This window comes from Bacillus sp. FJAT-27916 (genome assembly GCF_001183965.1).
Classification (GTDB): domain Bacteria; phylum Bacillota; class Bacilli; order Bacillales; family Pradoshiaceae; genus Pradoshia.
The window spans coordinates 3,978,361-4,003,095 of the sequence record NZ_LFZV01000001.1 but is presented as its reverse complement, the minus strand read 5'-3'; the positions used below and the strand labels follow the sequence as shown (position 1 = coordinate 4,003,095).

The following is a 24,735-nucleotide window of genomic DNA, read 5'->3' as shown; positions in this document are numbered from 1 at the left end:
TACCATAAAATGTTGATGTAGCGGGTTTCTAATAAAGAGAATATGGGTAAAATTTTATTATTGGCTTTTTGCCTTATAGCCCTTTTGCGAAATAATGTATATACATAGTGAAATGAATAGAGTAATTCATTGTCAAAATGAGAAAACTTTTTTATAATTAAAGTCAAATATAGTCAAAGTCAGAGCGGCGAGAGGGGGAGTCAAGCGATGAAGAATATATCAGATATTATTGAGAGTTATTTAAAGAATGTATTAGAGATGAGTGAGAAGGAATTAGTCGAAATTAAAAGAAGCGAGATTGCTGATAAGTTTCAATGTGTCCCCTCTCAAATCAACTATGTTATTAACACCCGCTTTACCATCGAAAGAGGCTATGTTGTGGAGAGCAAGCGTGGCGGAGGCGGATATATTCGTATTATGCGGGTTCAGTCACATGATAGGGCACATCTTATTGAACAGCTCAGCAGTCTAATTGGTGACCGGATTTCTCAAAGTAATTCAGAGGCGTTAATTGGAAGGCTCGTTGAGGAAGAAGTGATTTCTATCCGTGAAGCAAAAATTATGATGAGTGTGATGGATCGCTCAGTTTTACATTATGACCTGCCTGAGCGTGATGAGCTTAGAGCAAGAATTTTAAAGGCGATGTTTATGACGTTACGATATAAGTAAGTGAGTAGTGAATGAGGTGGAGAAATGCTTTGTCAGGAATGTAATGAACGGCCGGCTACGCTGCAGTTCACGAAGGTGATTAACGGCAAGAAGGCAGAAGTGAACCTTTGCGAGCATTGCGCCGCTGAGAAGGGGGATATCTTTATGCTCCATGATGGGGGCAATTTATCTTTCAACAATTTACTTGCAGGCCTTTTAAATATGGGTCTTGGCATGACATCGACGAAGGCGAGTCCCGGCTTTGGGGGCGACCAGCTGGAATGTCCTCATTGCCATTTGACTTACCGGGAGTTTGTGAATAGCGGGCGGTTTGGCTGCCGGCAATGCTATGAAACCTTTGCGCCGTATTTGGAGCCGGTTTTAAGCAGGCTTCATGGCGGGAATGTAAACCATACAGGCAAGATACCAAAAAGAGCCGGCGGCACGCTTCATATAAGAAAGCAGATTAATGACTTGAAGGCAGACCTGCAAGCGTTGATTGAGCAAGAGGACTTTGAAAAGGCTGTACATGTCCGTGATGAGATTCGTCAGCTTGAGAAGGAGATTGAGGCTGCGTCTCAGGAAGGGGGCGGGGAAGGTTGACGATTGAAAATTTTATGAACCATGCAATTAGTTCATGGATGAACCAGGAAGGTCCGGAATCAGATATCGTGATGAGTTCGAGAATTCGGCTTGCACGTAATGTGAAGGATCTTTCCTTCCCGACAGTGTTCTCCGCAGAGGAGGCGGCTAAGATGCTCCGCAAAGTGGAGGATCGTCTTGGCGGACAGTACCTGCCGGGACTTGGCACTTTGGAGATGGTGAGGCTGAGGGACCTTCAGCCGCTCGACAGACAGGTTCTTGTGGAGAAACATTTGATCAGCCCGCTGCTTGCGAAAGAATATGAGATGGGCGGAGTCTTGATCACAGAGAATGAAGAGGTCAGTATCATGGTAAATGAGGAGGACCATATTCGGATTCAATGTTTATTCCCTGGGCTTCAGCTGAAAGAGGCTTTAGATGTAGCGAGCCGGATTGATGATTTGCTTGAGAATGAACTTGATTATGCATTTGATGAGAGGATTGGGTATTTAACGAGCTGTCCTACCAATGTCGGTACCGGTCTGCGGGCTTCTGTGATGCTGCATTTGCCGGGGCTGGTGCTGACAAGGCAAATGGATAGAATCATCTCGGCCATCAATCAGCTTGGACTGGTCGTTCGGGGCATGTATGGAGAAGGCAGTGAGGCACTCGGGAATATTTTCCAAATCTCGAATCAAATGACGCTTGGAAAGACCGAGGAAGCCATTGCTGAGGACTTGGACAGTGTGGTGAAGCAAATAATTATGCAGGAAAAAGCCGCGCGTGATACATTGGTCCAATCTTCAAACATACAATTGGAAGATAGGGTATTCCGTTCCTTAGGGATTTTATCGAATGCCCGCATCCTCGAGTCTAAGGAAGCGGCTAAATGTTTATCAGATGTTCGGCTGGGGATTGATTTAGGATACATCCCCAATATTACGAAACATATATTAAATGAATTAATGGTTGTTACGCAGCCTGGTTTCCTGCAGCGCTATGCAGGCGGGCCGCTGAACCCAAAAGAAAGAGATATACGAAGAGCTTCTCTCATTCGGGAAAGGCTGGCATTAGAAGATAAACCAATGAAAGAATAGGAGGAACTTATCATGATGTTTGGTCGATTCACAGAAAGAGCACAAAAGGTACTCGCACTAGCACAGGAAGAAGCAATCAGGCTCGGTCATAATAATATCGGTACGGAACATATCTTACTTGGATTGGTGAGAGAGGGAGACGGCATTGCCGCGAAGGCACTATATGCCCTTGGATTAAGCCCGGAAAAAATCCAAGAAGAGGTTGAAAATCTCATTGGGAAAGGTTCTGAGACGGTTCAAACGATCCATTATACTCCCCGAGCGAAAAAGGTTATCGAGCTTTCCATGGATGAAGCAAGGAAATTGGGCCATTCCTATGTGGGAACCGAGCATGTTCTCCTTGGGCTGATTCGTGAAGGAGAAGGCGTCGCAGCCAGAGTGTTGAATAATTTAGGCGTCAGCCTCAATAAGGCAAGACAGCAAGTATTGCAGCTTCTTGGCAGCAATGAATCGGGTGTTCATCAAGGAGGAGCCTCCTCTGCAGCCAGCACACCTACCCTTGACAGCCTGGCACGTGATTTGACCGCCATTGCAAGAGAGGGAAGCCTTGACCCGGTAATTGGCAGAGGGAAAGAAATTCAGCGTGTGATTGAGGTGTTGAGCCGCCGCACGAAGAATAACCCTGTTTTGATTGGAGAGCCCGGTGTTGGTAAAACAGCCATAGCTGAAGGACTCGCCCAGCAAATCGTCAATAATGAGGTCCCAGAGATTTTGCGGGACAAACGCGTCATGACACTGGATATGGGAACGGTTGTAGCCGGTACTAAATACCGCGGCGAATTTGAGGACCGCCTCAAAAAGGTGATGGACGAAATTCGAGCAGCCGGCAATGTCATCCTCTTCATTGATGAGCTTCATACCTTGATTGGTGCAGGCGGAGCTGAGGGTGCCATTGATGCATCTAATATTCTGAAACCATCACTCGCACGCGGTGAGCTTCAATGTATTGGTGCGACGACGCTTGATGAATATCGTAAATACATTGAGAAGGATGCGGCGCTTGAACGCAGATTCCAGCCAATCCAAGTGGATGAGCCGACAATTGATGAGTCCATTCAAATTTTGAAGGGTCTGCGTGATCGTTATGAGGCCCATCATCGAGTATCTATTACCGATGAAGCAATTGATGCAGCGGTAAAATTATCAGACCGCTACATCTCTGACCGATTCCTTCCGGATAAAGCCATCGACTTAATTGATGAATCCGGCTCTAAGGTGCGTCTCCGCTCTTATACAACACCACCTAATTTGAAAGAACTTGAGGTAAGACTGGAGGAGGCACGCAAAGAAAAGGATGCGGCAGTTCAAAGTCAGGAGTTCGAAAAAGCAGCTTCCTTACGCGATATGGAGCAAAAATTGCGTGAAGAGCTTGAGAATACAAAACGTAATTGGAAGGAAAAGCAGGGCAAGGAAAACAGCGAGGTAACAGTGAATGACATCGCACATGTTGTTTCCAGCTGGACTGGAATCCCGGTTACGAAGCTTGCGCAGACAGAATCTGATAAACTGTTGAATATGGAAGACATTCTTCATAATCGTGTCATTGGTCAGGAAGAGGCTGTAAAGGCTATTTCGAAAGCGGTTCGCAGAGCGAGGGCTGGTCTTAAAGATCCGAAGCGTCCAATTGGCTCCTTCATCTTCTTAGGGCCTACCGGTGTCGGTAAAACAGAGCTTGCTAGAGCTCTTGCTGAGTCCATGTTTGGAGATGAGGATGCCATGATTCGGATTGACATGTCTGAGTACATGGAGAAACACTCAACCTCCCGTCTTGTTGGTTCACCACCAGGCTATGTCGGCTATGAGGAGGGCGGCCAGCTTACAGAGAAGGTTCGCCGAAAACCATATTCCGTCGTGCTGCTTGATGAGATTGAGAAAGCACACCCTGATGTTTTCAACATTCTATTACAGGTGCTTGAGGATGGAAGGCTGACAGATTCGAAGGGACGTACAGTAGACTTCCGTAATACAATCTTGATTATGACATCCAATGTGGGTGCACATAGCTTGAAGAAAAACCGGTATGTTGGTTTCAATATGCAGGATGAAGGCCAAGACTATAAGGATATGAAGGGGCAGGTTATGGATGAGCTCAAACGGGCTTTCCGTCCAGAATTCTTGAACCGGATTGATGAAATTATCGTCTTCCATGCTCTTGAGAAGAAACACCTGAAGGAAATTGTGACATTGCTGTCTAATCAATTGATTAAACGCTTGAAGGAGCAGGATATTGACCTTGAGCTTTCAGAAGCGGCTAAGGAAAAAATTGTCGAAGAGGGCTACGACCCAGACTATGGAGCCCGTCCGCTTAGAAGAGCTTTGCAAAAACATGTAGAAGACTTCTTGTCTGAAGAGCTTTTAAGAGGCAATATAGATAAAGGGAAACAGATTGTCATTGATGTGGAGAATGGCGAATTCACGGCTAAAACCGGTGAAAAGAGCCTGGCAAGCAAGTAAGATGAAGTAAGAAGAAGGGCACTTCCTATATGTGGATTGTGCCCTTTCCTTTCAATAGGAAAAAAGGCATTTCACCCTATGTATGGATTGGAGGGTTATGCTGCAGCCTGCTTCCTGAAGCGGGTTATATCCCCTTTAGTCTCTCCGAGTGGGCCGGGTATAAAGAAACCAAGTCCTCACCTATCATTACTTCTAACACATATCTTTGAGGAAATTTCCATATGAGCAGTCATGTATTTACGATATAAATGAAAAAGGGGCAGGTGGATCTGCCTGCACCGTAAGAGAGAGGATACTACCCTTTATGGCAAAGAAAAAAACGAAGTTCATTTGTCAGTCCTGCGGGTATGAATCTCCCAAGTGGATGGGGAGATGCCCAGGCTGTAACGGTTGGAACACGATGACAGAGGAAGTTGAAATCACGGCTTCAAAAAATCAGCGCAGAACAGCTTTTACCCATACAGATCAGCCAATGTCAAAGCCGGTATCCATCATGACGGTGGGAACTGAACAGGAGCCGCGGGTTATGACCGACTCGGGTGAACTGAACCGTGTACTTGGGGGCGGAATCGTGCCGGGGTCTTTACTATTGATTGGGGGAGACCCAGGGATAGGAAAGTCTACCTTGCTTTTGCAAGTATCGGCCCAATTAGCGAGAAAGGATTATGATGTCTTATACATATCCGGAGAGGAATCTGTTAAGCAGACGAAGCTTCGTGCCGTAAGGCTTGGAGTCACTTCAGATCACCTATACGTTTATTCAGAAACGGATATGGGGATGATTGAACAAGCAATCAATGAAATTGATCCGGACTTCGTTATCATCGACTCCATTCAAACAGTCTTTCATCCAGATGTCACATCTGCACCAGGCAGTGTATCCCAAGTGCGTGAGTGTACGGCTGAGCTGATGAGATTGGCGAAGACGAAGGGAATTGCCATCTTCATTGTCGGACATGTGACAAAGGAAGGGAATATAGCGGGTCCGCGCCTTTTAGAGCATATGGTTGACACTGTATTATATTTTGAAGGGGAGCGGCATCATACCTTCCGGATTTTGCGAGCTGTCAAGAACCGCTTCGGCTCGACGAATGAGATGGGAATCTTTGAAATGAAGGAAGAGGGACTAGAAGAGGTCATGAATCCTTCCGAAATATTCCTTGAGGAGCGATCACAGGGAGCGGCAGGGTCTACCGTTGTTGCCTCGATGGAAGGGACACGGCCTATACTAGTAGAAATCCAAGCCTTGATTTCACCATCGATATTCCCTAATCCACGCCGGATGGCAACAGGAATTGATCATAACCGGGTGTCACTGCTGATGGCTGTACTGGAAAAAAGAGTCGGTCTTCTATTGCAGAACCAGGATGCCTATTTAAAGGTAACAGGCGGAGTCAAGCTTGGTGAACCTGCAGTAGACCTGGCCGTAATTGTCAGCATTGCTTCCGGATTCCGAGATGTGCCAACGAGAGCAACAGATTGTATTGTTGGCGAAGTCGGGCTGACAGGTGAGGTCCGCAGGGTTTCCCGAATAGAGCAGCGAGTGAAGGAAGCAGCCAAACTCGGATTTGAACGAATTATCATACCAGCCAATAACTTAAGCGGATGGACGCCTCCATCTGATATAAAGGTTGTTGGTGTAGCAACAGTCAGTGAAGCATTGAAATATGCGTTAGGGGGATAACTAGATGGATAAAAAGGTAGTCGAACGGGATAAATCACAGATCATACAGCTTGTAGCCCCGGGGACACCGCTCAGAGAAGGCTTGGACAATGTGCTTCGAGCTAATACAGGAGGCTTAATCGTTGTCGGCTATAACGATAAGGTAAAGGGCCTTGTCGATGGAGGGTTTAAGATTGGCTGCCCGTTTTCACCAAGCTATTTATATGAGCTCGCGAAAATGGATGGGGCAATTATTTTGAATGATAAGATTGATACTATTATGTTTGCGAATGCACATCTCGTGCCAGACAAAACGATTCCTTCCATGGAGACAGGCATGCGTCACAGGACAGCGGAACGAATTGCGAAGGAGACAAAATCACTCGTGATTGCCATCTCGCAGCGGCGAAATATTATTACCCTTTATCAAGGGAATTTCCGTTATGCCTTGAAGGAACTGTCAGTCATCTTGACGAAGGCGAATCAGGCCATGCAGACCTTGGAAAAATACCGTTCCGTGCTTGAGGAAAGCATCCAAAATCTAAGCAAGCTGGAATTTGAGGAGCTCGTAACATTCGGTGACCTTACCCATGTCTTGAACCGGCTGATTATGGTTATCCGAATTAAAACAGAGCTCCTATCCTATATGAATGAGCTTGGGGTAGAGGGGCGCTTGCTTCGGCTCCAGCTGAAGGAAATGCTGAGCGGTGTAGAGCAAGAGGCCTTTCATATTCTAAAGGATTATCACCATCAGCCTGATGCCTGCTCCCCGGAGAAGGTGTTTGAGCTGTTAAGCGAAATGTCTCAATCAGAAGTGATTGAGGATACGGCTCTTATGAAGGCCCTTGGCTATCCAGGAGCAATGCCGCCTGAGCAATCGATAGCACCATGCGGGTATCGGGCTTTGCATAAGATTCCAAGGCTTCCTTTATCGATTATCCAAAATCTCGTCAAAACCTTTAAAACTTTGCCTGGCTTAATGAAGGCGGGAGTGGAGGATTTAGATGAAGTAGAAGGAATCGGGGAGGTCCGTGCGAAGAAGATTCATCAAGGATTAAAAAACCTTAAAAGTGTCAATAAATTATAAAAGGCAGAATTCTGACATCTAGCTGACATACTAAAAGGTATAATGAAAGAGATAGGCTTGAAAAATGCCAAAAATATGGTCTCAAGGGAAATGTTACAGACGCTTTACAGGATGTTTACAGCTTCAGTTTTATAGGGAAATAAGTAGGATGGGTGTTTCTGCTCGTTTATAATTAATTATAGGAGGTGAAAGAATGTTGAAAAGAATACTGCAAATTTGTTTCATATTTATCGGCGGGGCACTGGGCATGGGTATTTTGCCTGATTTATTACCATTGATCAATATTGATAATGAATTAATAACGAATCCGATTTCTTCTGCTATTTTAGGTGCAATTATATTCTATCTCATTACTTTCTGGTTGGTTGACTATGTCGCCCATTTTATTAAATGGATTGAGGAGCAATTATTGATTGCCCCTATTACGGATATTATCTTTGGAAGTATGGGCTTGTTAATTGGGCTCTTGTTGGCATTTTTGATTACATTGCCGTTGAATCAAGTGCCTATTCCCATATTGAATACGGTTTCTCCGATTCTTTTGACATTAATATGCGGTTATTTAGGATTTCAGGTAGGGTTTAAGAAGCGGGATGAGCTGACGAAGCTTGTGACGAATTCTGTGAAGACAAAGAAAAAGGGCTCTGAGCGGGATGGTGAAACAGCGGAGGACTCACCAGTTAAGCGTAAGGTCCTTGATACAAGTGTCATCATTGACGGCCGAATCGCTGATATCTGCAAGACAGGCTTCTTAGAGGGCCCGCTTGTAATCCCGCAGTTCGTGCTTGGAGAGCTTCAGCATATTGCGGATTCCTCTGATGCATTGAAGCGTACTAGAGGCCGCAGGGGACTTGATATCCTGAATAAGATTCAAAAGGAACTCCCTATTGAAGTCGAGATGTATGAGGGAGATTTTGAGGATATCTCTGAGGTGGACAGCAAGCTGGTCAAATTGGCAAAAACAATTGATGGAATCGTGGTTACAAATGATTTCAACTTGAATAAGGTATGTGAATTCCAGAATGTCCAGGTGCTGAATATTAATGAATTGGCGAACGCGGTTAAGCCAGTCGTCATCCCAGGTGAAGAGATGAATGTTCAAGTCATCAAGGATGGTAAGGAGCAGAACCAAGGGGTTGCTTACCTGGATGATGGTACAATGATTGTAGTGGAAGAGGGACGCAATTATATCGGCAAGAAGATTGACGTCATTGTAACGTCTGTACTGCAGACCTCTGCAGGCCGGATGATCTTCGCCAAACCGAAATTATTAGAAAAGGCTCTTTAAACCGAATTTTTAGGGGTATTGTAATCATGAAGTATGAAGTCATTATTCCTGCCGCGGGGCAGGGGAAGAGAATGAAGGCAGACCGGAATAAGCTCTGGATTGAGCTTGAAGGTGAGCCAATCATCTCTCATACATTGCGTCAATTTGGCGCAGATGAGAATTGCAAACGTATTCTCCTTGTGGTGAATCCTTCCGAAGAGTCTGACTTTCAGGTTCTTTCAGAGAATTGGCAATTGCCGGTACCGATTGAGCTCATTCATGGAGGCAGCGAGCGGCAATATAGTGTGAAGAACGCAGTTGATTCTCTAACCGATGAAACGGAGATTGCTCTCGTCCATGACGGGGCAAGACCATTTATTACCCGCCCGCTCATTGAGAAGCTGATAAAGGATGCTGCCGAACATGGCGCAAGTGTTCTTGCAGTACCGGTTAAGGATACGATTAAGCAGGCAGAAGACTCCTTCATCACGAAAACGATCGAACGTTCAAGCTTGTGGGCTATTCAAACCCCGCAAGCTTTTCGTGTGTCCATCCTGAAGCGTGCACATAGTAAGGCGCAAGAGGATGGGTTCCTCGGAACGGATGATGCGAGTTTGGTCGAGCGTTTATGTATGCCAGTGGCGATTACGGAAGGGAATTACGATAATATCAAAATTACGACTCCAGAGGACTTGTATTTCGCAAAAGCCATACTGGAGAAGAATAAAGGAGTCCAGCATGATTAGAATAGGGCAAGGGTTTGATGTACATCAATTAGTGGAAGGCCGTCCGTTGATTATTGGGGGAATAACCATCCCTCATGACAAAGGCTTGCTAGGTCATTCTGATGCAGATGTTTTGCTGCATACGGTGGCTGATGCAATCTTAGGTGCACTGGCGGAAGGGGATATTGGCAAGCATTTTCCTGATACGGATATGGCATTTAAGGATGCTGACTCAAAACTGCTGCTGAAAGAAGTATGGGCAATTGCAAAGAAGAAAGGCTATAAGCTTGGCAATATCGATTGCACAATCATTGCGGAGCGTCCAAAAATGCGCCCATACATCGATCAAATGCGAGAAGTGATTGCGGGTATCCTAGAGGCTGAAATGGAACAGGTTAATGTGAAGGCGACAACAACAGAGAAGCTCGGTTTTCCGGGTAGAGGAGAGGGGATTGCCTCACAGGCAGCCGTCCTTTTGGTAAAAGAATAAGGCCGGGCAGTTTTCTTCCTTTATGAATTAGTGGTAAAATGAACCCACAATTAGTTACTTTATCTTTTTGGGAGGAAAAAAGAATGACAAGCAGTATTCGTGTTCGGTATGCGCCAAGTCCAACCGGACATCTTCATATCGGTAATGCCAGAACAGCATTATTTAATTACTTATTTGCGAGAAGCCAAGGCGGAAGCTTTATTATCCGTATTGAAGATACAGATCAAAAAAGAAATATTGAAGGCGGCGAAGAGAGCCAGTTGAAGTATTTGAAATGGCTCGGTATGGACTGGGATGAAAGCATTGACTGCGAGGGAGCTTATGGCCCTTACCGCCAGTCTGAGCGTCTTGATATTTATAAACAATATTATACAGACCTGATGAACAGGGATATGGCTTATAAATGCTACTGCACGGAAGAGGAATTAGAGAAAGAGCGTGCAGAACAAATGGAACGCGGTGAAACACCAGCTTATTCCGGTAAATGCCGTCATTTGACGAAGGAGCAGCAAGAAGCATTGGAAGCAGAAGGCAGAAAGCCTAGCATTCGCTTCGCTGTCCCTAAAGGCAAGGTATACACCTTCAATGATATGGTCAAAGGGGAAGTATCCTTTGAATCAGATGGTATCGGCGACTATGTCATCATTAAGAAAGACGGTATTGCAACCTATAACTTTGCTGTGGCGATTGATGATCATCTTATGGAAATCTCCCATGTTCTGCGCGGAGATGACCATATTACCAATACACCGAAGCAGCTGATGATCTATGAGGCATTTGACTGGGAGCCTCCTGTGTTCGGCCATATGACATTGATTGTTAATGAAAGCCGTAAGAAATTAAGTAAGCGTGATGAGTCTATCATCCAATTCATTGAACAGTATGAGGAATTGGGCTACTTGCCTGAGGCACTGTTTAATTTCATCGCATTGCTAGGCTGGTCTCCGAGCGGTGAAGAGGAGCTCTTCACGAAGGATGAGTTCATTTCTATCTTTGATGCTGACCGTCTGTCTAAATCTCCGGCATTGTTCGATAAGCAAAAGCTTACATGGATGAATAATCAGTACATGAAGAAGGTTGATACAGAGCGCGCACTTGAGCTGGCTCTTCCACATCTTGTGAAGGCAGGACGTGTGTCTGAGAATATGACGGAGGAAGAACGCCAATGGGTGTACAAGCTTGTTGAGCTTTACCAAGAGCAAATGAGCTTCGGTGCAGAGATCGTTGAGCTTTCCGGATTATTCTTTAAGGATGAGCTTGTTTATGATGAAGATGCGAAGGAAATACTAGGGGATGAGACTGTTCCAGAAGTGCTTGGTGCCTTCCTAAATGAGGTAAATGCATTGCCTGAATTTACGGATGCAGAGATCAAAGCTGCCATCAAACGCGTTCAGAAGGAAACAGGTCACAAGGGCAAGAAGCTGTTCATGCCGATTCGTGTGGCTGTAACTGGACAAGCTCATGGTCCAGACCTTCCAAAAGCAATTGCTCTTCTTGGCCGCGAGAAAGTAAAGATGCGTTTAGAAGGACTTTTACGTTAACAATTGAGCGGAAATATAATATAGTATAGATACATCTAATAGGATAAAGCGTTGAGCGGGGAAGAGTAAGATTACGTCTGAGGTTTGACAGAGAATAACCACCATTGGCTGGAAGTGGTTTAAGCCGTCAAGTAATCTGAATGCGCCCCTGAGCCCTTCTTTGAACACCGTATGAGCGGACTAGTAGGAGAAGGCGGCATCCCATTGCCGTTACGAAATGGAAAAGTTGGGGTTCTTGTCATATAGAGAGCCCAAACAGAGTGGAACCGCGCATTTGATAGCGTCTCTGTCCTTCAATGGCAGAGGCGCTTTTTTATTTTTATGGATGGGGAAGGCTTTACGCGGGCTCGTGGGTTTTACTAAGAGCCATATGAAGAGGGGGTTATGCAAGTGTGGAAGCGAATGAAAGAGGATATTGATGTCATATTTGAGCAAGACCCTGCTGCTCGTTCTACGATTGAGATTATCTTAACGTATTCAGGTCTGCATGCGATTTGGAACCACCGCATTGCACATGCCTTATATAAACGACGATTCAAGTTTCTTGCGAGGGCTGTATCACAGATCAGCCGGTTTTTCACCGGTATTGAGATTCACCCGGCAGCAAAGATTGGAAGACGATTTTTCATTGACCATGGCATGGGAGTCGTAATTGGGGAAACGTGTGAGATTGGGGATAATGTCATTGTCTATCAAGGTGTGACGCTTGGGGGCACCGGTAAAGAAGGTGGCAAGCGGCATCCAACGATAGAGGATAATGTCTTGATTGCGACAGGTGCGAAAGTACTTGGGTCCATCATCATCGGGGAGAACTCAAAGGTTGGTGCGGGTTCGGTTGTTTTGAAGGATGTCCCGGCAAATTCAACTGTTGTGGGTATCCCAGGCAAGGTAGTCATTAAAGACGGGATTCGGTTGAAGCAGGATCTGAACCATCGTGATCTGCCAGACCCAGTTGATGATCAATGTCAGCAAATGCAGCAGCAGATTGATGAATTGAAGCAGGAACTGCAGGAATTACGAAAGGAGCTAACAAAGCATGAGCATTCAAATATATAATACGCTGACGAGAAAGAAAGAGCCCTTCCAACCGATAGAGGAAGGAAAAGTGAAGATGTATGTATGCGGTCCGACTGTATATAATTATATTCATATAGGAAATGCGCGACCGGCAATTGTTTTTGATACGGTTCGAAATTACTTGAAATACAAGGGATATGACGTCAAGTATGTCTCCAATTTCACGGATGTCGATGATAAGTTGATTCGAGCTGCACGTGAGCTGCATGAGGATGTTCCAGCGACTGCTGACAGATTTATTCAAGCCTACTTTGAGGACGTAGGAGCCCTAGGCTGCCAAAAGGCTGATGTGCATCCGCGGGTTATGGAAAACATGGATTTAATCATTGAATTTATTCAAGCCTTAGTTGATAAGGGAATGGCGTATGAATCGGGCGGCGATGTCTACTTCCGAACAAGAGAGTTTGACGGTTATGGCAAGCTTTCACACCAGTCCATCGATGAGCTCCGAGTAGGCGCGCGTATTGAAGTGGATGAAAGAAAGCAGGATGCGCTTGATTTCACCTTGTGGAAAGCGGCTAAGGAAGGAGAAATCTCCTGGGACAGTCCGTGGGGCAAGGGGCGCCCTGGATGGCATATTGAATGCTCCGCTATGGCGAAAAAATATCTAGGAGATACAATTGATATTCATGCCGGCGGTCAGGACTTGGCGTTCCCTCATCATGAGAATGAAATTGCCCAATCAGAGGCATTGACTGGTAAGCCATTCGCAAATTATTGGATGCATAATGGTTATATCAATATAGATAATGAGAAGATGTCCAAATCTCTCGGTAATTTTGTCACTGTTCATGATATTATCAAACATCACGATCCAATTGTTTTGCGCTTCTTTATCCTTTCTGTTCATTACCGCAACCCAATCAATTACAGCGAAGAATTGCTTGAGGCAACGAAGCTGTCATTTGACCGCTTACGTACGACGTATGAGAACTTAAAGCATCGCCAAACAGCCAGCACGAATATCACGACAAATGATGAGGAATGGCTCGAGAAAATTAAGGGACTGCATGCATCATTTGAAGAAGCTATGGATGACGATTTCAATACAGCTAATGCGATATCTGTTTTATTTGAGCTTTCGAAGCTTGGAAATCATTATTTGCTTGAAAAGGTTACTTCCTCTGATGTGATTGATGCCTTCTTGAATGAATTTAAGGTATTGTTCGGAGTGCTCGGAATGCCGATTGAGGTTGAAGAGACATTGGACGAAAAAGTGGAAAAATTAATTGAAGAACGCAATCGTGCGAGAAAGGAACGCAATTTCGCCCGTTCGGATGAGATCAGGGACCAATTGAAAGAGATGAACATCATCCTGGAGGATACACCTCAAGGCACGCGTTGGAAACGGGGATAAGAGAATGTTTGATTTGAAGGAGCTTGATGTAAAAGGATTGGGAAGTCTGGCTCTTGCCTATATGGGTGATGCCGTTTATGAGGTGTATATCCGGCATCATCTCTTACTCTTAGGGCAGGTCAAGCCTAATAAGCTTCATAAAGAAGCCACGAAATTTGTATCAGCAAGAGCGCAAAGCGCCGTGCTTCATTACATGCTTGATGAGAAGCTGTTGAGCGAGGAAGAAGAAGCCGTTGTAAGAAGAGGCAGGAATGCAAAGTCTGGAACTGTGCCGAAGAATACGGATGTTCAGACCTATCGCTATTCAACAGCCTTTGAGGCGCTGATTGGTTATTTGTATGGAAGTAGACAGGAGGAACGTTTGAATGAAATTATCAGGTTATCCATTCAATTTAAAGAAGGGAAGTGAAAAGAATGAGCGATGATTTAATTATGGGACGCAATACGGTGCTTGAGGCACTGCGCTCGGAGCGGGACATTCATAAGATTTGGGTTGCAGAAGGAGCAACTAAGGGGCAAATCCAGCAGGTCATCGCTGTCGCGAAAGAAAATAAAGTCATGATCCAAGTTGTGCCGAAGAAGAAGCTTGACCAAATGGTCGAGGGGAATCATCAGGGAGTTATCGCCCAAGTGGCGGCATATCAATATGCGGAGCTTGATGATATTTTCCGCCTGGCTGAGAAGAAACAGGAGGATCCGTTTATCCTGCTCCTTGATGAGCTTGAGGACCCTCATAACCTAGGATCCATTCTTCGTACGGCTGATGCCTCGGGCGTGCACGGTATTATTATTCCAAAAAGAAGAGCTGTCGGCTTGACGGCAACAGTAGCCAAATCCTCAACAGGGGCGATTGAGCATGTACCAGTTGTTCGTGTGACAAATCTTTCGCGTACGATTGAGGAATTAAAGGAACGCGGTGTATGGATTGCGGGAACGGATGCAAAAGGAAGTCAGGATTACCGCAGAATGGACGGGACGATGCCGCTTGGAATTGTTATTGGCAGTGAAGGCCGCGGAATGAGTCGGATTATCAAAGAAAAATGCGATTTCCTCTTCCACTTGCCAATGGTCGGCCATGTTACATCCCTCAATGCCAGTGTAGCGGCAAGCCTGCTAATGTATGAGGTTTACCGCAAGCGTTATCCTTTAGGGGAATAATATGAAAACCATACTGGTTGTGGATGGTTATAATATCATTGGCGCCTGGCCGGACCTGAAAAGGCTGAGAGACCTTGATTTAGCTGCCGCAAGAGATCGGCTGATTGACATGATGGCTGAGTACCAAGGTTACTCAGGCCATCAGGTCATCATTGTTTTTGATGCCTATTATGTTCAAGGGACGGAAAAGAAGTACCGAAATTCAAAGGTTGAGGTTATTTTCACAAAAGAGAATGAAACTGCAGATGAACGAATTGAGCGTTTGGCATCTGAATTAATCAAAATCAATACAAGGGTATATGTGGCTACCTCTGACTATACAGAACAAAGGACAATATTCGCACAAGGTGCGTACAGAAAATCTGCAAGAGAATTATTGCAGGAAATGGGCTATATACAAAAAGAAATCGACAAAAAGCTAAACGAAAAGATGGAAAAACAGCCAAGCTCTCGCATTCAGTTGAGTCGAGAAGTGTCGGAAATATTCGAAAAATGGCGACGAGGAAATCTTTGAGGACATTGACGCTCTAAAAACGCTTACTGTATAATATTTCTATCTTTGGTATCCTACGGAGGGATCGGTGTGGCAATATCTATCGGGGTAAGCTTGAGTGGCGACTATGGTCTTTTGGATGATGAATTGTTGGTTGACCGTGTGCAAAAGGGAGATAGCGAAGCCCTGGATTATTTGATACACAAGTATAGAAACTTTGTTAGGGCTAAAGCGAGAACCTATTTTTTGATAGGCGCAGACAAAGAGGATATTGTTCAAGAAGGAATGATCGGCCTATTCAAGGCCATCAGGGACTACCGGGAGGATAAACTGACCTCCTTCAAAGCATTTGCCGAGCTGTGCATTACAAGGCAGATTATCACGGCAATTAAGACGGCGACCAGGCAGAAGCATATCCCGCTTAATTCCTATGTTTCCTTGGACAAGCCTATTTATGATGAGGAATCTGACCGGACATTGATGGATGTGATTACCGGTGTAAAGGTAATGGACCCGGAGGAGTTAATCATTAATCAGGAAGAATTTGATTATATAGAGCTTAAGATGGGTGAGCTGCTAAGCGACCTTGAGAGAAAGGTACTCTCACTGTATCTAGATGGACAATCCTATCAGGAAATTTCGGAAGAGCTTAACCGGCATGTAAAGTCAATCGACAATGCCCTGCAGCGGGTCAAACGCAAGCTGGAACGTTATTTAGAAGTTCGATAGAGAGCATTCACATGTAGGAATGGCGGCAATGGGATTATTGACAGACAATTTTCTACATGATAAATTTGTTATTGAATTGTCATGAATATAGGTGTAAATATGAATAAAAAAGTAATCATTGCTTGTACGAAGTGTGGCTCGAGGAATTATACAACGAATTACAAACAAGCTGAGGAAAAGGCGCTTAGGCTCGAACTCAATAAATTTTGTAAAGCCTGTAATACTCACACACCTCATAAACAAACAATCTAAACTGTTTAGATCCTGAGAATACTGTAGGTTGGAGGTTTCATATTAATGCGACGCATTCTAGAGTTCTTCCGAGGCGTATCACGCGAAATGAAAAAGGTTAGCTGGCCTAAGAGAAAAGAGCTAACGACGTATACGATTACAGTTCTCGCAACTGTTATTATTATGTCCGTATTTTTTGCAGTTATTGATTTAGGTTTATCAGAACTTATTCGTCTTATTCTTGGATAGTGAATAAAGAGCGTAAAACATGGTATAATGGAAATTAGCATAAACAAACGTTACTAAGAAGCCCGGAAACGGGTTTTTTAATTTGTCTAAAAAACGCCCTATGTTAAGCAGGAAACGACTGCTGTTGTCGAGAATGACAGATTGATGATTTACATGATAGGTATTTCCCTATATTACCGTATACAAGGAGGGAAGGACATTAAGTCCTAAAGAAATGGAGAAAAATTGGTATGTTGTTCATACGTATTCCGGTTACGAGAACAAAGTAAAAGCAAATTTAGAAAAACGCGTCGAATCGATGGGGATGCAAGATAAGATCTTCCGTGTCATCGTTCCTGAAGAGGAAGAGACCGATATCAAAAACGGCAAGAAAAAAGTCGTGAAGAAGAAAGTATTCCCTGGCTATGTTCTCGTTGAGATTGTTATGACGGATGATTCCTGGTATGTGGTCCGGAATACACCAGGTGTTACCGGGTTCGTAGGATCAACAGGTTCTGGCTCAAAGCCGATCCCGTTGATGCCAGATGAAGCAACAGTGATTCTTAAGCGCATGGGCATGGATGAGAAACGAATCGAAATCGACTTGTTTGTCGGAGATGCAGTTAAGGTGAAAGAAGGTCCGTTTGCGGAATTTGCAGGCACAATCGAAGAGCTTGATAAAGCGAAGGGCAAATTGAAGGTGCTTGTTAATATGTTTGGCAGGGATACCCCGGTAGAATTGGATTTCGACCAGGTAGAAAAATTATAATCCTGAAAAACTTGCCTTTCATATTAAAAAATGATAAGATTTCAAAGGTCAGTATGTCTCAATACGAGACCTGAACTAATGGTATATTCTTTATGGACGAATAAAGAATGATTGTATATTCGAGTGGGAGGGCAAAAGCCCATTTACCACATCACGGACGATAAGGAGGTGTGTCTCGTGGCTAAAAAAGTAATTAAAATCGTGAAATTGCAGATTCCTGCAGCAAAAGCTAATCCAGCTCCACCAGTTGGTCCTGCACTAGGTCAAGCCGGTGTTAACATCATGGGCTTCTGTAAAGAGTTCAACGCTCGTACAGCAGAACAAGCAGGTCTAATCATCCCTGTTGAAATCACAGTATTTGAAGACCGTTCTTTCACTTTTATTACGAAAACTCCTCCAGCAGCTGTTCTTCTTAAGAAAGCGGCAGGAATCGAGTCTGGTTCTGGTGAACCAAACCGTAATAAAGTTGCAACAGTTAAACGTGACAAAGTACGTGAAATCGCTGAATCAAAAATGCCTGACTTAAACGCAGCAAGCGTTGAAGCAGCTATGCGTATGGTAGAAGGTACTGCCCGCAGCATGGGTATTGTCATCGAAGACTAATTGTTGTATGGAGGTTGCGAATGTCGGTACACTCGCAACCTTTTTCGTGGGAGGTCAAATTCCGTTATAACCACAATATTAGGAGGATATTAATAATGGCTAAGAAAAGCAAAAAGTATGCTGAAGCACTTCAGCTTATCGATCGTACAAAAGCATATTCCGTAACAGAAGCAGTTGAACTAGCTAAGAAAACAAACTTCGCTAAATTCGACGCAACTGTAGAAGTAGCATTCCGTCTTGGGGTTGACCCTAAGAAAGCGGACCAACAAATCCGCGGTGCGGTTGTTCTTCCAAACGGTACTGGTAAAACTCAACGCGTATTAGTATTTGCAAAAGGTGAAAAGCTTAAAGAAGCTGAAGCTGCAGGTGCTGATTTCGCTGGAGATACTGACTACATCAACAAAATCCAACAAGGTTGGTTCGATTTTGATGTCATCGTTGCAACTCCTGACATGATGGGTGAAGTTGGTAAATTAGGCCGTGTCCTTGGACCAAAAGGTTTAATGCCAAACCCTAAAACAGGTACAGTTACATTCGATGTTACAAAAGCAATCAATGAAATCAAAGCTGGTAAAGTTGAATACCGTGTAGATAAAGCTGGTAACATTCACGTGCCAATCGGAAAAGTTTCTTTCGAAGACAGCAAGCTAGTTGAGAACTTCACAACTATTTTTGAAACACTTCAAAAAGCGAAGCCAGCTGCTGCTAAAGGCACATACATGAAAAACGTTGCCATCACTACTACTATGGGACCTGGCGTAAAAGTAGACCCATCTTCTTTCTAAGCTTAATAAAATATATTTGACAACCTGATTATTATTTTATATAATTTGTCAGGTGTTATAAATAAAACTTAACATTTATGCCATAGACAGCAGGTGCTGATAAAGCTTAATTTCCTGCCGAGGTATTCGATCATAATAGAACTATTTTGTTCGGACTATCATCGTACCTCCATGTCTAGTTTAGATATGGAGGTTTTTTACGGGTGTGAATGGTAACATTCTACAGGAGGTGTTAATATGAGCAGTGCGATTAACGCAAAGAAACAAATTGTTGACGAAATTGCTGGCAAACTGAAAGACAGTGTTTCCACAGTCGTTGTTGACTACCGTGGATTGAACGTTGCAGAAGTGACAGAACTTCGTAAACAACTACGTGAAGCAGGCATCGAGTTCAAAGTTTACAAAAACTCTATGACTCGCCGTGCGGCAGATCAAGTTGAACTTTCTGGCCTTAACGAAGCTCTTACTGGTCCAAATGCGATTGCATTCAGTAACGAGGACGTTGTAGCTCCGGCTAAAATCTTGAATGACTTCGCGAAAAAACACGAAGCTCTAGAAATCAAAGCAGGTGTTATCGAAGGTAACGTTGCATCTGTTGAAGAAATTAAAGCACTTGCGGATCTTCCATCCCGCGAAGGTTTGCTATCCATGTTGCTCAGCGTGCTTCAAGCTCCTATCCGCAACTTGGCGCTTGCTACAAAAGCAGTGGCAGATCAAAAAGAAGAACAAGGAGCTTAATCGCTTCTTGATGAGCAATACGTATATCATGATTTACTAAAATTAAGGAGGAACTTTATAATGACTAAAGAACAAATCATTGAAGCAGTCAAAAATATGACTGTTTTAGAACTTAACGATCTTGTAAAAGCAATTGAAGAAGAATTCGGCGTAACTGCAGCTGCTCCTGTAGCTATGGTTGGTGCTGCTGGCGGAGAAGCTGCAGCTGAAAAAACTGAATTTGATGTAATCCTAGCTTCTGCTGGCGATCAAAAAATCAAAGTTATCAAAGTGGTACGTGAAATCACAGGTCTTGGTCTTAAAGAAGCAAAAGAACTTGTTGACAACACTCCAAAAGCTCTTAAAGAAGGCGCTTCTAAAGAAGAAGCTGAAGAAATCAAAGCTAAACTTGAAGAAGTTGGCGCTGGCGTAGAAGTTAAGTAATTTAACATTTGCCATCAAAAAAAGCTCGCTGCGAATACAGCGGGCTTTTTTTAGCCTTTATGAGTATATAGATTGCTGTATACCGGCATACTATAATGATTTGAGTTTTGAATGAAGCAAAAAAGAGATTTTTAGAAAATGTGGTTGCTTAGGAGGAGCTATGTATGACAAATCATTATTACTCCCGTAATCCTGAGGTCGAAAGCAAGCCTGAACAATGGAGCTTTACGCTGAGAGGCAAGGAATTCCGCTTTAAAACAGATGCCGGAGTTTTTTCGAAACGAGAGGTTGACTTTGGTTCAAGATTGTTGATTGAAGCCTTTGAATGCAGTCTTGAAGAGGATCAGCCAATCATAGATATTGGCTGCGGTTATGGCCCGATAGGCTTATCGGTCGCAAGTCTATATCCAAACAAGACCATTCATATGGTAGATGTGAATGCGAGAGCCATCGATCTATCAAAGGAAAATGCACATACAAATGGAATTGCCAATGTGAAGGTTTATGAGAGTTCCGTATTTAGTGCAGTGAAGGAAGCGAGTTTTGCGGCGGTCATCTCAAACCCTCCAATTCGTGCTGGGAAGAAAATTGTGCATGAAATTTTGGAGGAAAGCAAACGATTTTTAGCTGATGGCGGCGAACTGTGGATTGTTATCCAGAAGAAGCAGGGAGCACCGAGTGCCATGGCGAAGATGGAAGAAGTATTTGGGAATGTAGAGGTCGTTTTGAAGAAAAAAGGCTACTATATTTTGAAATCTAAAAAAGTTTGACTTGACAATATGCCTATGTTAATATTATAAAATGCAAATATATAATTTGGGACACCCTGCACATTTTCAAGGATGAATAAATTTATGTGTATATGTTCTGGATAATATGGAAAAAATAAACCAATACTATGCGTTTTTGAGATTGTGGTTTTCAGTGTGAAACCCTTTTTCTTTTTTGTTCAACCGCCAATTCAAGGCGGAGTGATAAATTAATTATAAACGCTTTATATGAGGGGTGAATCAGTTGACAGGTCAACTTGTTCAGTATGGACGACATCGCCAACGCCGGAGCTATGCGCGCATTAGCGAAGTGCTCGAATTGCCGAATTTAATTGAAATTCAAACCTCTTCCTATCAATGGTTTCTTGATGAGGGCTTAAGAGAAATGTTCCAGGACATTTCCCCTATCGAGGATTTTACAGGAAATCTGTCTCTGGAATTTATCGATTACAGTCTCGGAGATCCGAAATACCCTGTGGAAGAATCTAAGGAGAGGGACGTAACCTACTCCGCCCCATTACGGGTTAAAGTAAGGCTTGTAAACAAAGAGACGGGTGAAGTTAAAGACCAAGATGTCTTTATGGGTGATTTCCCTCTCATGACAGAAACAGGAACGTTTATCATAAACGGTGCCGAACGCGTTATTGTATCGCAATTGGTGCGCTCCCCAAGTGTGTACTACAGCGGAAAAGTAGATAAAAACGGAAAGCAAGGTTTCACTGCAACCGTTATTCCGAACCGTGGCGCATGGCTGGAGTATGAAACAGATGCGAAGGATGTCGTATACGTCAGAATCGACCGTACAAGAAAGCTGCCGGTAACGGTTCTTTTGCGTGCCCTTGGATTCGGCTCTGATCAAGAAATCATCGATCTAGTCGGTGACAACGAATATATCCGTAATACGCTAGAGAAAGACAATACGGAAAGTACAGAAAAAGCTTTGCTTGAAATTTATGAGCGTCTTCGCCCAGGCGAGCCGCCTACGGTTGAAAATGCAAAGAGCTTGCTCGTTTCACGTTTCTTCGATCCGAAGAGATACGATCTTGCGAATGTTGGACGCTATAAAATCAACAAAAAGCTTCATATAAAAAATCGTTTATTCAACCAGCGTGTAGCTGAAACTTTGGTAGACCCAGAGACAGGCGAAATCCTTGTTGAAAAAGATGCTATTTTAGATCGCCGTACGCTTGATAAGATCATTCCTTACCTTGAAAACGGGATTGGCTTCAAAACGTACAACCCTGCTGGCGGAGTCGTAGAAGATGATGTTCTCATTCAGAACGTTAAGATTTATGCTCCGAACGATGCAGAAGGCGAAAAAGTCATTAATGTTATCGGCAATGCTTATGTCGAGAAGAAAGTGAAAAATATCACGCCTGCAGATATCGTTGCATCAATCAGTTACTTCTTTAACTTATTGCACGGTGTCGGCGATACGGATGATATCGACCACTTAGGTAACCGCCGTCTTCGTTCTGTCGGCGAACTTCTTCAGAACCAGTTCAGAATCGGTCTATCCCGTATGGAACGTGTTGTACGTGAGAGAATGTCTATTCAAGACACGAACACAATCACGCCGCAGCAGCTCATCAATATCCGTCCGGTGATCGCGTCCATTAAAGAGTTCTTCGGAAGCTCTCAATTGTCTCAATTCATGGACCAGACAAACCCGCTTGCTGAATTGACGCATAAGCGCCGTCTATCTGCCCTTGGACCTGGTGGTTTAACAAGGGAACGTGCCGGAATGGAAGTACGTGACGTTCACTACTCTCACTATGGCCGTATGTGTCCGATTGAAACACCAGAGGGTCCGAACATCGGGCTTATTAACTCCTTGTCCTCCTTCGCGAAGGTGAACCCGTATGGTTTCATTGAAACACCATACCGCCGTGTTGACCCTGCGACAGGAAGAGTAACCGATCAAATCGATTACTTGACTGCTGATGAGGAAGATTTATATGTAGTAGCACAAGCGAATGCTCCATTAACAGAAGATGGCGCGTTCAAAAACGAAGAAGTTGTTGCGCGTTTCCGCGGTGAGAACACGGCTGTTAAACGTGACCGCGTCGATTATATGGACGTATCGCCTAAACAGGTAGTATCTGCTGCGACAGCTTGTATCCCGTTCTTAGAAAACGATGACTCCAACCGTGCCCTAATGGGAGCGAACATGCAGCGTCAAGCTGTACCTCTCATCAGACCACAGGCTCCGCTTGTCGGAACAGGGATGGAATATGTATCTGGTAAAGACTCCGGAGCAGCTGTCATCTGTAAACATCCGGGTATTGTTGAACATGTTGAAGCAAGAGAAATCTGGGTAAGACGCATCAGCGAAGTGGATGGCCAAGAGGTAAAAGGTAATCTTGATAAATACCGTACCCTTAAATTCATCCGTTCTAACCAAGGTACTTGCTACAACCAACGCCCAATCGTTAAAGCTGGAGACCGCGTGGTCAAAGGCGAAATCCTTGCAGATGGTCCTTCCATGGAACTTGGCGAATTGGCACTCGGTCAAAACGTGCTTGTTGCCTTCATGACATGGGATGGTTACAACTATGAGGATGCCATCATTATGAGTGAGCGTCTTGTAAAAGACGATGTCTATACATCTATTCATATTGAAGAATATGAATCAGAAGCCCGTGATACTAAGCTTGGGCCTGAAGAAATCACGCGTGATATTCCAAACGTTGGGGAAGAAGCCCTTCGTAACCTGGATGAGCGCGGTATTATCCGCATCGGTGCGGAAGTAAAAGACGGAGACCTTCTTGTTGGTAAAGTAACGCCTAAAGGTGTAACTGAGCTGACAGCTGAAGAAAGATTGCTTCATGCAATCTTCGGTGAGAAGGCCCGTGAAGTTCGTGATACATCCCTTCGCGTGCCACATGGCGGCGGCGGAATTGTCCACGACGTAAAAGTCTTCACTCGTGAAGACGGCGATGAACTGCCGCCAGGCGTTAACCAATTGGTGCGCGTATACATCGTTCAAAAACGTAAAATCCATGAGGGAGATAAAATGGCCGGGCGTCACGGTAACAAAGGGGTAATTTCCCGTATATTGCCGGAAGAAGACATGCCATTCCTTCCAGATGGAACACCTGTCGATATCATGTTGAACCCATTAGGGGTACCATCACGTATGAATATCGGTCAGGTATTGGAGCTTCACCTCGGCATGGCTGCTAGAAAGCTTGGTATCCATGTAGCGACACCTGTATTTGATGGTGCGAGGGAAGAAGATGTTTGGGATACAATCGAAGAAGCCGGAATGGCTCGCGATGCTAAAACGATTCTTTACGATGGAAGAACAGGAGAACCATTCGACAACCGCGTTTCTGTTGGTATCATGTACATGATCAAATTGGCGCACATGGTTGACGATAAACTCCATGCCCGTTCAACTGGGCCATACTCACTTGTTACGCAGCAGCCGCTTGGCGGTAAAGCTCAATTCGGTGGACAGCGTTTCGGTGAGATGGAGGTTTGGGCGCTTGAAGCTTATGGTGCTGCATACACTCTTCAAGAGATTCTTACAGTTAAATCCGATGATGTTGTCGGCCGTGTGAAAACATACGAGGCGATTGTCAAAGGCGACAATGTTCCTGAGCCAGGAGTTCCTGAATCCTTCAAAGTATTAATCAAGGAACTTCAAAGCTTAGGTATGGATGTGAAGATTCTCTCTGGTGACGATCAAGAAATTGAAATGCGTGACCTTGAAGATGATGATGATATCCACCAAGCAGATACGCTGACCATTGATCCAGATGTGAAAAGCCCTGAATCAGAAACGGTTGGAACGATAGAGTAACCAGAGTGAGAT

25 protein-coding genes and 2 other annotated features are annotated in these 24,735 nt (G+C 44.2%); all 25 genes read left to right on the top strand.

All coding sequences use genetic code 11. From position 1 onward, the window contains the following. Nucleotides 1-207: 207 nt before the first annotated feature. Complete coding sequence (locus AC622_RS19660; protein WP_049672579.1) at nt 208-669, top strand: CtsR family transcriptional regulator; 462 nt, start codon at nt 208-210, stop codon at nt 667-669. 24 nt (nt 670-693) lie between these two features. After that, nucleotides 694-1,251, top strand: coding sequence for a UvrB/UvrC motif-containing protein (locus tag AC622_RS19655; RefSeq protein WP_049672578.1), 558 nt, complete (start codon nt 694-696; stop codon nt 1,249-1,251). Between the two features lie 14 nt (nt 1,252-1,265). Continuing rightward, nucleotides 1,266-2,327: a protein arginine kinase gene (locus tag AC622_RS19650; RefSeq protein WP_442853821.1), complete on the top strand. Its 1,062-nt coding sequence runs from the start codon at nt 1,266-1,268 to the stop codon at nt 2,325-2,327. Between the two features lie 12 nt (nt 2,328-2,339). After that, nucleotides 2,340-4,781: an ATP-dependent protease ATP-binding subunit ClpC gene (clpC, locus tag AC622_RS19645; protein ID WP_049672576.1), complete on the top strand. Its 2,442-nt coding sequence runs from the start codon at nt 2,340-2,342 to the stop codon at nt 4,779-4,781. 304 nt (nt 4,782-5,085) lie between these two features. Beyond that, nucleotides 5,086-6,465 carry a DNA repair protein RadA gene (gene radA / locus AC622_RS19640; protein ID WP_049672575.1) on the top strand — a complete coding sequence of 460 codons (1,380 nt, stop codon included), beginning with the start codon at nt 5,086-5,088 and terminating at the stop codon, nt 6,463-6,465. A gap of 4 nt (nt 6,466-6,469) precedes the next feature. Then, the gene (gene disA, locus AC622_RS19635; protein ID WP_049672574.1) at nt 6,470-7,531 is read left to right on the top strand and encodes a DNA integrity scanning diadenylate cyclase DisA; all 1,062 of its coding nucleotides are present in this window, start codon (nt 6,470-6,472) and stop codon (nt 7,529-7,531) included. A gap of 193 nt (nt 7,532-7,724) precedes the next feature. Continuing rightward, the gene (locus tag AC622_RS19630; protein WP_049672573.1) at nt 7,725-8,819 is read left to right on the top strand and encodes a PIN/TRAM domain-containing protein; all 1,095 of its coding nucleotides are present in this window, start codon (nt 7,725-7,727) and stop codon (nt 8,817-8,819) included. A 26-nt stretch (nt 8,820-8,845) separates the two neighbouring features. Then, entirely contained in the window at nt 8,846-9,544 is a 699-nt protein-coding gene (gene ispD / locus AC622_RS19625; RefSeq protein WP_049672572.1) for a 2-C-methyl-D-erythritol 4-phosphate cytidylyltransferase, read from the top strand. Beyond that, nucleotides 9,537-10,013, top strand: a complete 477-nt coding sequence (gene ispF / locus AC622_RS19620) for a 2-C-methyl-D-erythritol 2,4-cyclodiphosphate synthase (RefSeq protein ID WP_049672571.1) — start codon at nt 9,537-9,539, stop codon at nt 10,011-10,013. The genes ispD and ispF overlap by 8 nt, the downstream gene beginning before the upstream one ends. Before the next feature lie 83 nt (nt 10,014-10,096). Next, nucleotides 10,097-11,554: a glutamate--tRNA ligase gene (gene gltX, locus AC622_RS19615; protein ID WP_049672570.1), complete on the top strand. Its 1,458-nt coding sequence runs from the start codon at nt 10,097-10,099 to the stop codon at nt 11,552-11,554. 42 nt (nt 11,555-11,596) lie between these two features. After that, nucleotides 11,597-11,845: a binding site (T-box leader), on the top strand. A gap of 99 nt (nt 11,846-11,944) precedes the next feature. Continuing rightward, nucleotides 11,945-12,610 carry a serine O-acetyltransferase gene (gene cysE / locus AC622_RS19605; protein WP_049672568.1) on the top strand — a complete coding sequence of 222 codons (666 nt, stop codon included), beginning with the start codon at nt 11,945-11,947 and terminating at the stop codon, nt 12,608-12,610. Further along, nucleotides 12,591-13,988 (top strand): cysteine--tRNA ligase, encoded by a 1,398-nt coding sequence (gene cysS, locus AC622_RS19600; RefSeq protein WP_049672567.1) that lies wholly within the window; start codon nt 12,591-12,593, stop codon nt 13,986-13,988. The genes cysE and cysS overlap by 20 nt, the downstream gene beginning before the upstream one ends. 4 nt (nt 13,989-13,992) lie before the next feature. Next, the gene (locus AC622_RS19595) at nt 13,993-14,397 is read left to right on the top strand and encodes a Mini-ribonuclease 3 (RefSeq protein ID WP_049672566.1); all 405 of its coding nucleotides are present in this window, start codon (nt 13,993-13,995) and stop codon (nt 14,395-14,397) included. A gap of 5 nt (nt 14,398-14,402) precedes the next feature. After that, nucleotides 14,403-15,146, top strand: coding sequence for a 23S rRNA (guanosine(2251)-2'-O)-methyltransferase RlmB (rlmB, locus tag AC622_RS19590; RefSeq protein ID WP_049672565.1), 744 nt, complete (start codon nt 14,403-14,405; stop codon nt 15,144-15,146). Between the two features lies 1 nt (nt 15,147). Next, nucleotides 15,148-15,660, top strand: coding sequence for an NYN domain-containing protein (locus AC622_RS19585; RefSeq protein WP_049672564.1), 513 nt, complete (start codon nt 15,148-15,150; stop codon nt 15,658-15,660). An 81-nt stretch (nt 15,661-15,741) separates the two neighbouring features. Then, entirely contained in the window at nt 15,742-16,368 is a 627-nt protein-coding gene (gene sigH / locus AC622_RS19580; RefSeq protein ID WP_442853820.1) for an RNA polymerase sporulation sigma factor SigH, read from the top strand. Between the two features lie 81 nt (nt 16,369-16,449). After that, nucleotides 16,450-16,620, top strand: coding sequence for a 50S ribosomal protein L33 (gene rpmG, locus AC622_RS20850; protein WP_442853813.1), 171 nt, complete (start codon nt 16,450-16,452; stop codon nt 16,618-16,620). A 45-nt stretch (nt 16,621-16,665) separates the two neighbouring features. After that, nucleotides 16,666-16,848, top strand: coding sequence for a preprotein translocase subunit SecE (gene secE / locus AC622_RS19575; RefSeq protein ID WP_049672562.1), 183 nt, complete (start codon nt 16,666-16,668; stop codon nt 16,846-16,848). 214 nt (nt 16,849-17,062) lie between these two features. Then, complete coding sequence (nusG, locus tag AC622_RS19570) at nt 17,063-17,596, top strand: transcription termination/antitermination protein NusG (protein WP_049672561.1); 534 nt, start codon at nt 17,063-17,065, stop codon at nt 17,594-17,596. Nucleotides 17,597-17,773: 177 nt separating this feature from the next. Continuing rightward, nucleotides 17,774-18,199: a 50S ribosomal protein L11 gene (rplK, locus tag AC622_RS19565; RefSeq protein WP_049672560.1), complete on the top strand. Its 426-nt coding sequence runs from the start codon at nt 17,774-17,776 to the stop codon at nt 18,197-18,199. Between the two features lie 95 nt (nt 18,200-18,294). After that, a complete protein-coding gene (gene rplA, locus AC622_RS19560; RefSeq protein WP_049672559.1) occupies nt 18,295-18,984 on the top strand; it encodes a 50S ribosomal protein L1 in 690 nt (229 codons plus the stop codon). A gap of 62 nt (nt 18,985-19,046) precedes the next feature. Continuing rightward, nucleotides 19,047-19,192, top strand: a sequence feature (ribosomal protein L10 leader region). A gap of 29 nt (nt 19,193-19,221) precedes the next feature. After that, nucleotides 19,222-19,722 carry a 50S ribosomal protein L10 gene (gene rplJ / locus AC622_RS19555; protein ID WP_049672558.1) on the top strand — a complete coding sequence of 167 codons (501 nt, stop codon included), beginning with the start codon at nt 19,222-19,224 and terminating at the stop codon, nt 19,720-19,722. Between the two features lie 60 nt (nt 19,723-19,782). Then, nucleotides 19,783-20,145 carry a 50S ribosomal protein L7/L12 gene (gene rplL / locus AC622_RS19550; RefSeq protein WP_049672557.1) on the top strand — a complete coding sequence of 121 codons (363 nt, stop codon included), beginning with the start codon at nt 19,783-19,785 and terminating at the stop codon, nt 20,143-20,145. A gap of 164 nt (nt 20,146-20,309) precedes the next feature. Further along, entirely contained in the window at nt 20,310-20,915 is a 606-nt protein-coding gene (locus AC622_RS19545) for a class I SAM-dependent methyltransferase (RefSeq protein ID WP_049672556.1), read from the top strand. A 244-nt stretch (nt 20,916-21,159) separates the two neighbouring features. Then, on the top strand, nt 21,160-24,723 hold the full coding sequence (gene rpoB / locus AC622_RS19540; RefSeq protein ID WP_049672555.1) for a DNA-directed RNA polymerase subunit beta: 3,564 nt from the start codon (nt 21,160-21,162) through the stop codon (nt 24,721-24,723). The last annotated feature ends 12 nt before the right edge of the window (nt 24,724-24,735 follow it).

What these genes read in the sequence shown, in the direction of transcription:
- AC622_RS19660 (WP_049672579.1), top strand. Translation starts at nt 208, where the DNA reads ATGAAGAATATATCAGATATTATTGAGAGTTATTTAAAGAATGTATTA.
- AC622_RS19655 (WP_049672578.1), top strand. Translation starts at nt 694, where the DNA reads ATGCTTTGTCAGGAATGTAATGAACGGCCGGCTACGCTGCAGTTCACG.
- AC622_RS19650 (WP_442853821.1), top strand. Translation starts at nt 1,266, where the DNA reads ATGAACCATGCAATTAGTTCATGGATGAACCAGGAAGGTCCGGAATCA.
- clpC (WP_049672576.1), top strand. Translation starts at nt 2,340, where the DNA reads ATGATGTTTGGTCGATTCACAGAAAGAGCACAAAAGGTACTCGCACTA.
- radA (WP_049672575.1), top strand. Translation starts at nt 5,086, where the DNA reads ATGGCAAAGAAAAAAACGAAGTTCATTTGTCAGTCCTGCGGGTATGAA.
- disA (WP_049672574.1), top strand. Translation starts at nt 6,470, where the DNA reads ATGGATAAAAAGGTAGTCGAACGGGATAAATCACAGATCATACAGCTT.
- AC622_RS19630 (WP_049672573.1), top strand. Translation starts at nt 7,725, where the DNA reads ATGTTGAAAAGAATACTGCAAATTTGTTTCATATTTATCGGCGGGGCA.
- ispD (WP_049672572.1), top strand. Translation starts at nt 8,846, where the DNA reads ATGAAGTATGAAGTCATTATTCCTGCCGCGGGGCAGGGGAAGAGAATG.
- ispF (WP_049672571.1), top strand. Translation starts at nt 9,537, where the DNA reads ATGATTAGAATAGGGCAAGGGTTTGATGTACATCAATTAGTGGAAGGC.
- gltX (WP_049672570.1), top strand. Translation starts at nt 10,097, where the DNA reads ATGACAAGCAGTATTCGTGTTCGGTATGCGCCAAGTCCAACCGGACAT.
- cysS (WP_049672567.1), top strand. Translation starts at nt 12,591, where the DNA reads ATGAGCATTCAAATATATAATACGCTGACGAGAAAGAAAGAGCCCTTC.
- AC622_RS19595 (WP_049672566.1), top strand. Translation starts at nt 13,993, where the DNA reads ATGTTTGATTTGAAGGAGCTTGATGTAAAAGGATTGGGAAGTCTGGCT.
- rlmB (WP_049672565.1), top strand. Translation starts at nt 14,403, where the DNA reads ATGAGCGATGATTTAATTATGGGACGCAATACGGTGCTTGAGGCACTG.
- AC622_RS19585 (WP_049672564.1), top strand. Translation starts at nt 15,148, where the DNA reads ATGAAAACCATACTGGTTGTGGATGGTTATAATATCATTGGCGCCTGG.
- rpmG (WP_442853813.1), top strand. Translation starts at nt 16,450, where the DNA reads ATGAATATAGGTGTAAATATGAATAAAAAAGTAATCATTGCTTGTACG.
- secE (WP_049672562.1), top strand. Translation starts at nt 16,666, where the DNA reads ATGCGACGCATTCTAGAGTTCTTCCGAGGCGTATCACGCGAAATGAAA.
- nusG (WP_049672561.1), top strand. Translation starts at nt 17,063, where the DNA reads ATGGAGAAAAATTGGTATGTTGTTCATACGTATTCCGGTTACGAGAAC.
- rplA (WP_049672559.1), top strand. Translation starts at nt 18,295, where the DNA reads ATGGCTAAGAAAAGCAAAAAGTATGCTGAAGCACTTCAGCTTATCGAT.
- rplJ (WP_049672558.1), top strand. Translation starts at nt 19,222, where the DNA reads ATGAGCAGTGCGATTAACGCAAAGAAACAAATTGTTGACGAAATTGCT.
- rplL (WP_049672557.1), top strand. Translation starts at nt 19,783, where the DNA reads ATGACTAAAGAACAAATCATTGAAGCAGTCAAAAATATGACTGTTTTA.
- AC622_RS19545 (WP_049672556.1), top strand. Translation starts at nt 20,310, where the DNA reads ATGACAAATCATTATTACTCCCGTAATCCTGAGGTCGAAAGCAAGCCT.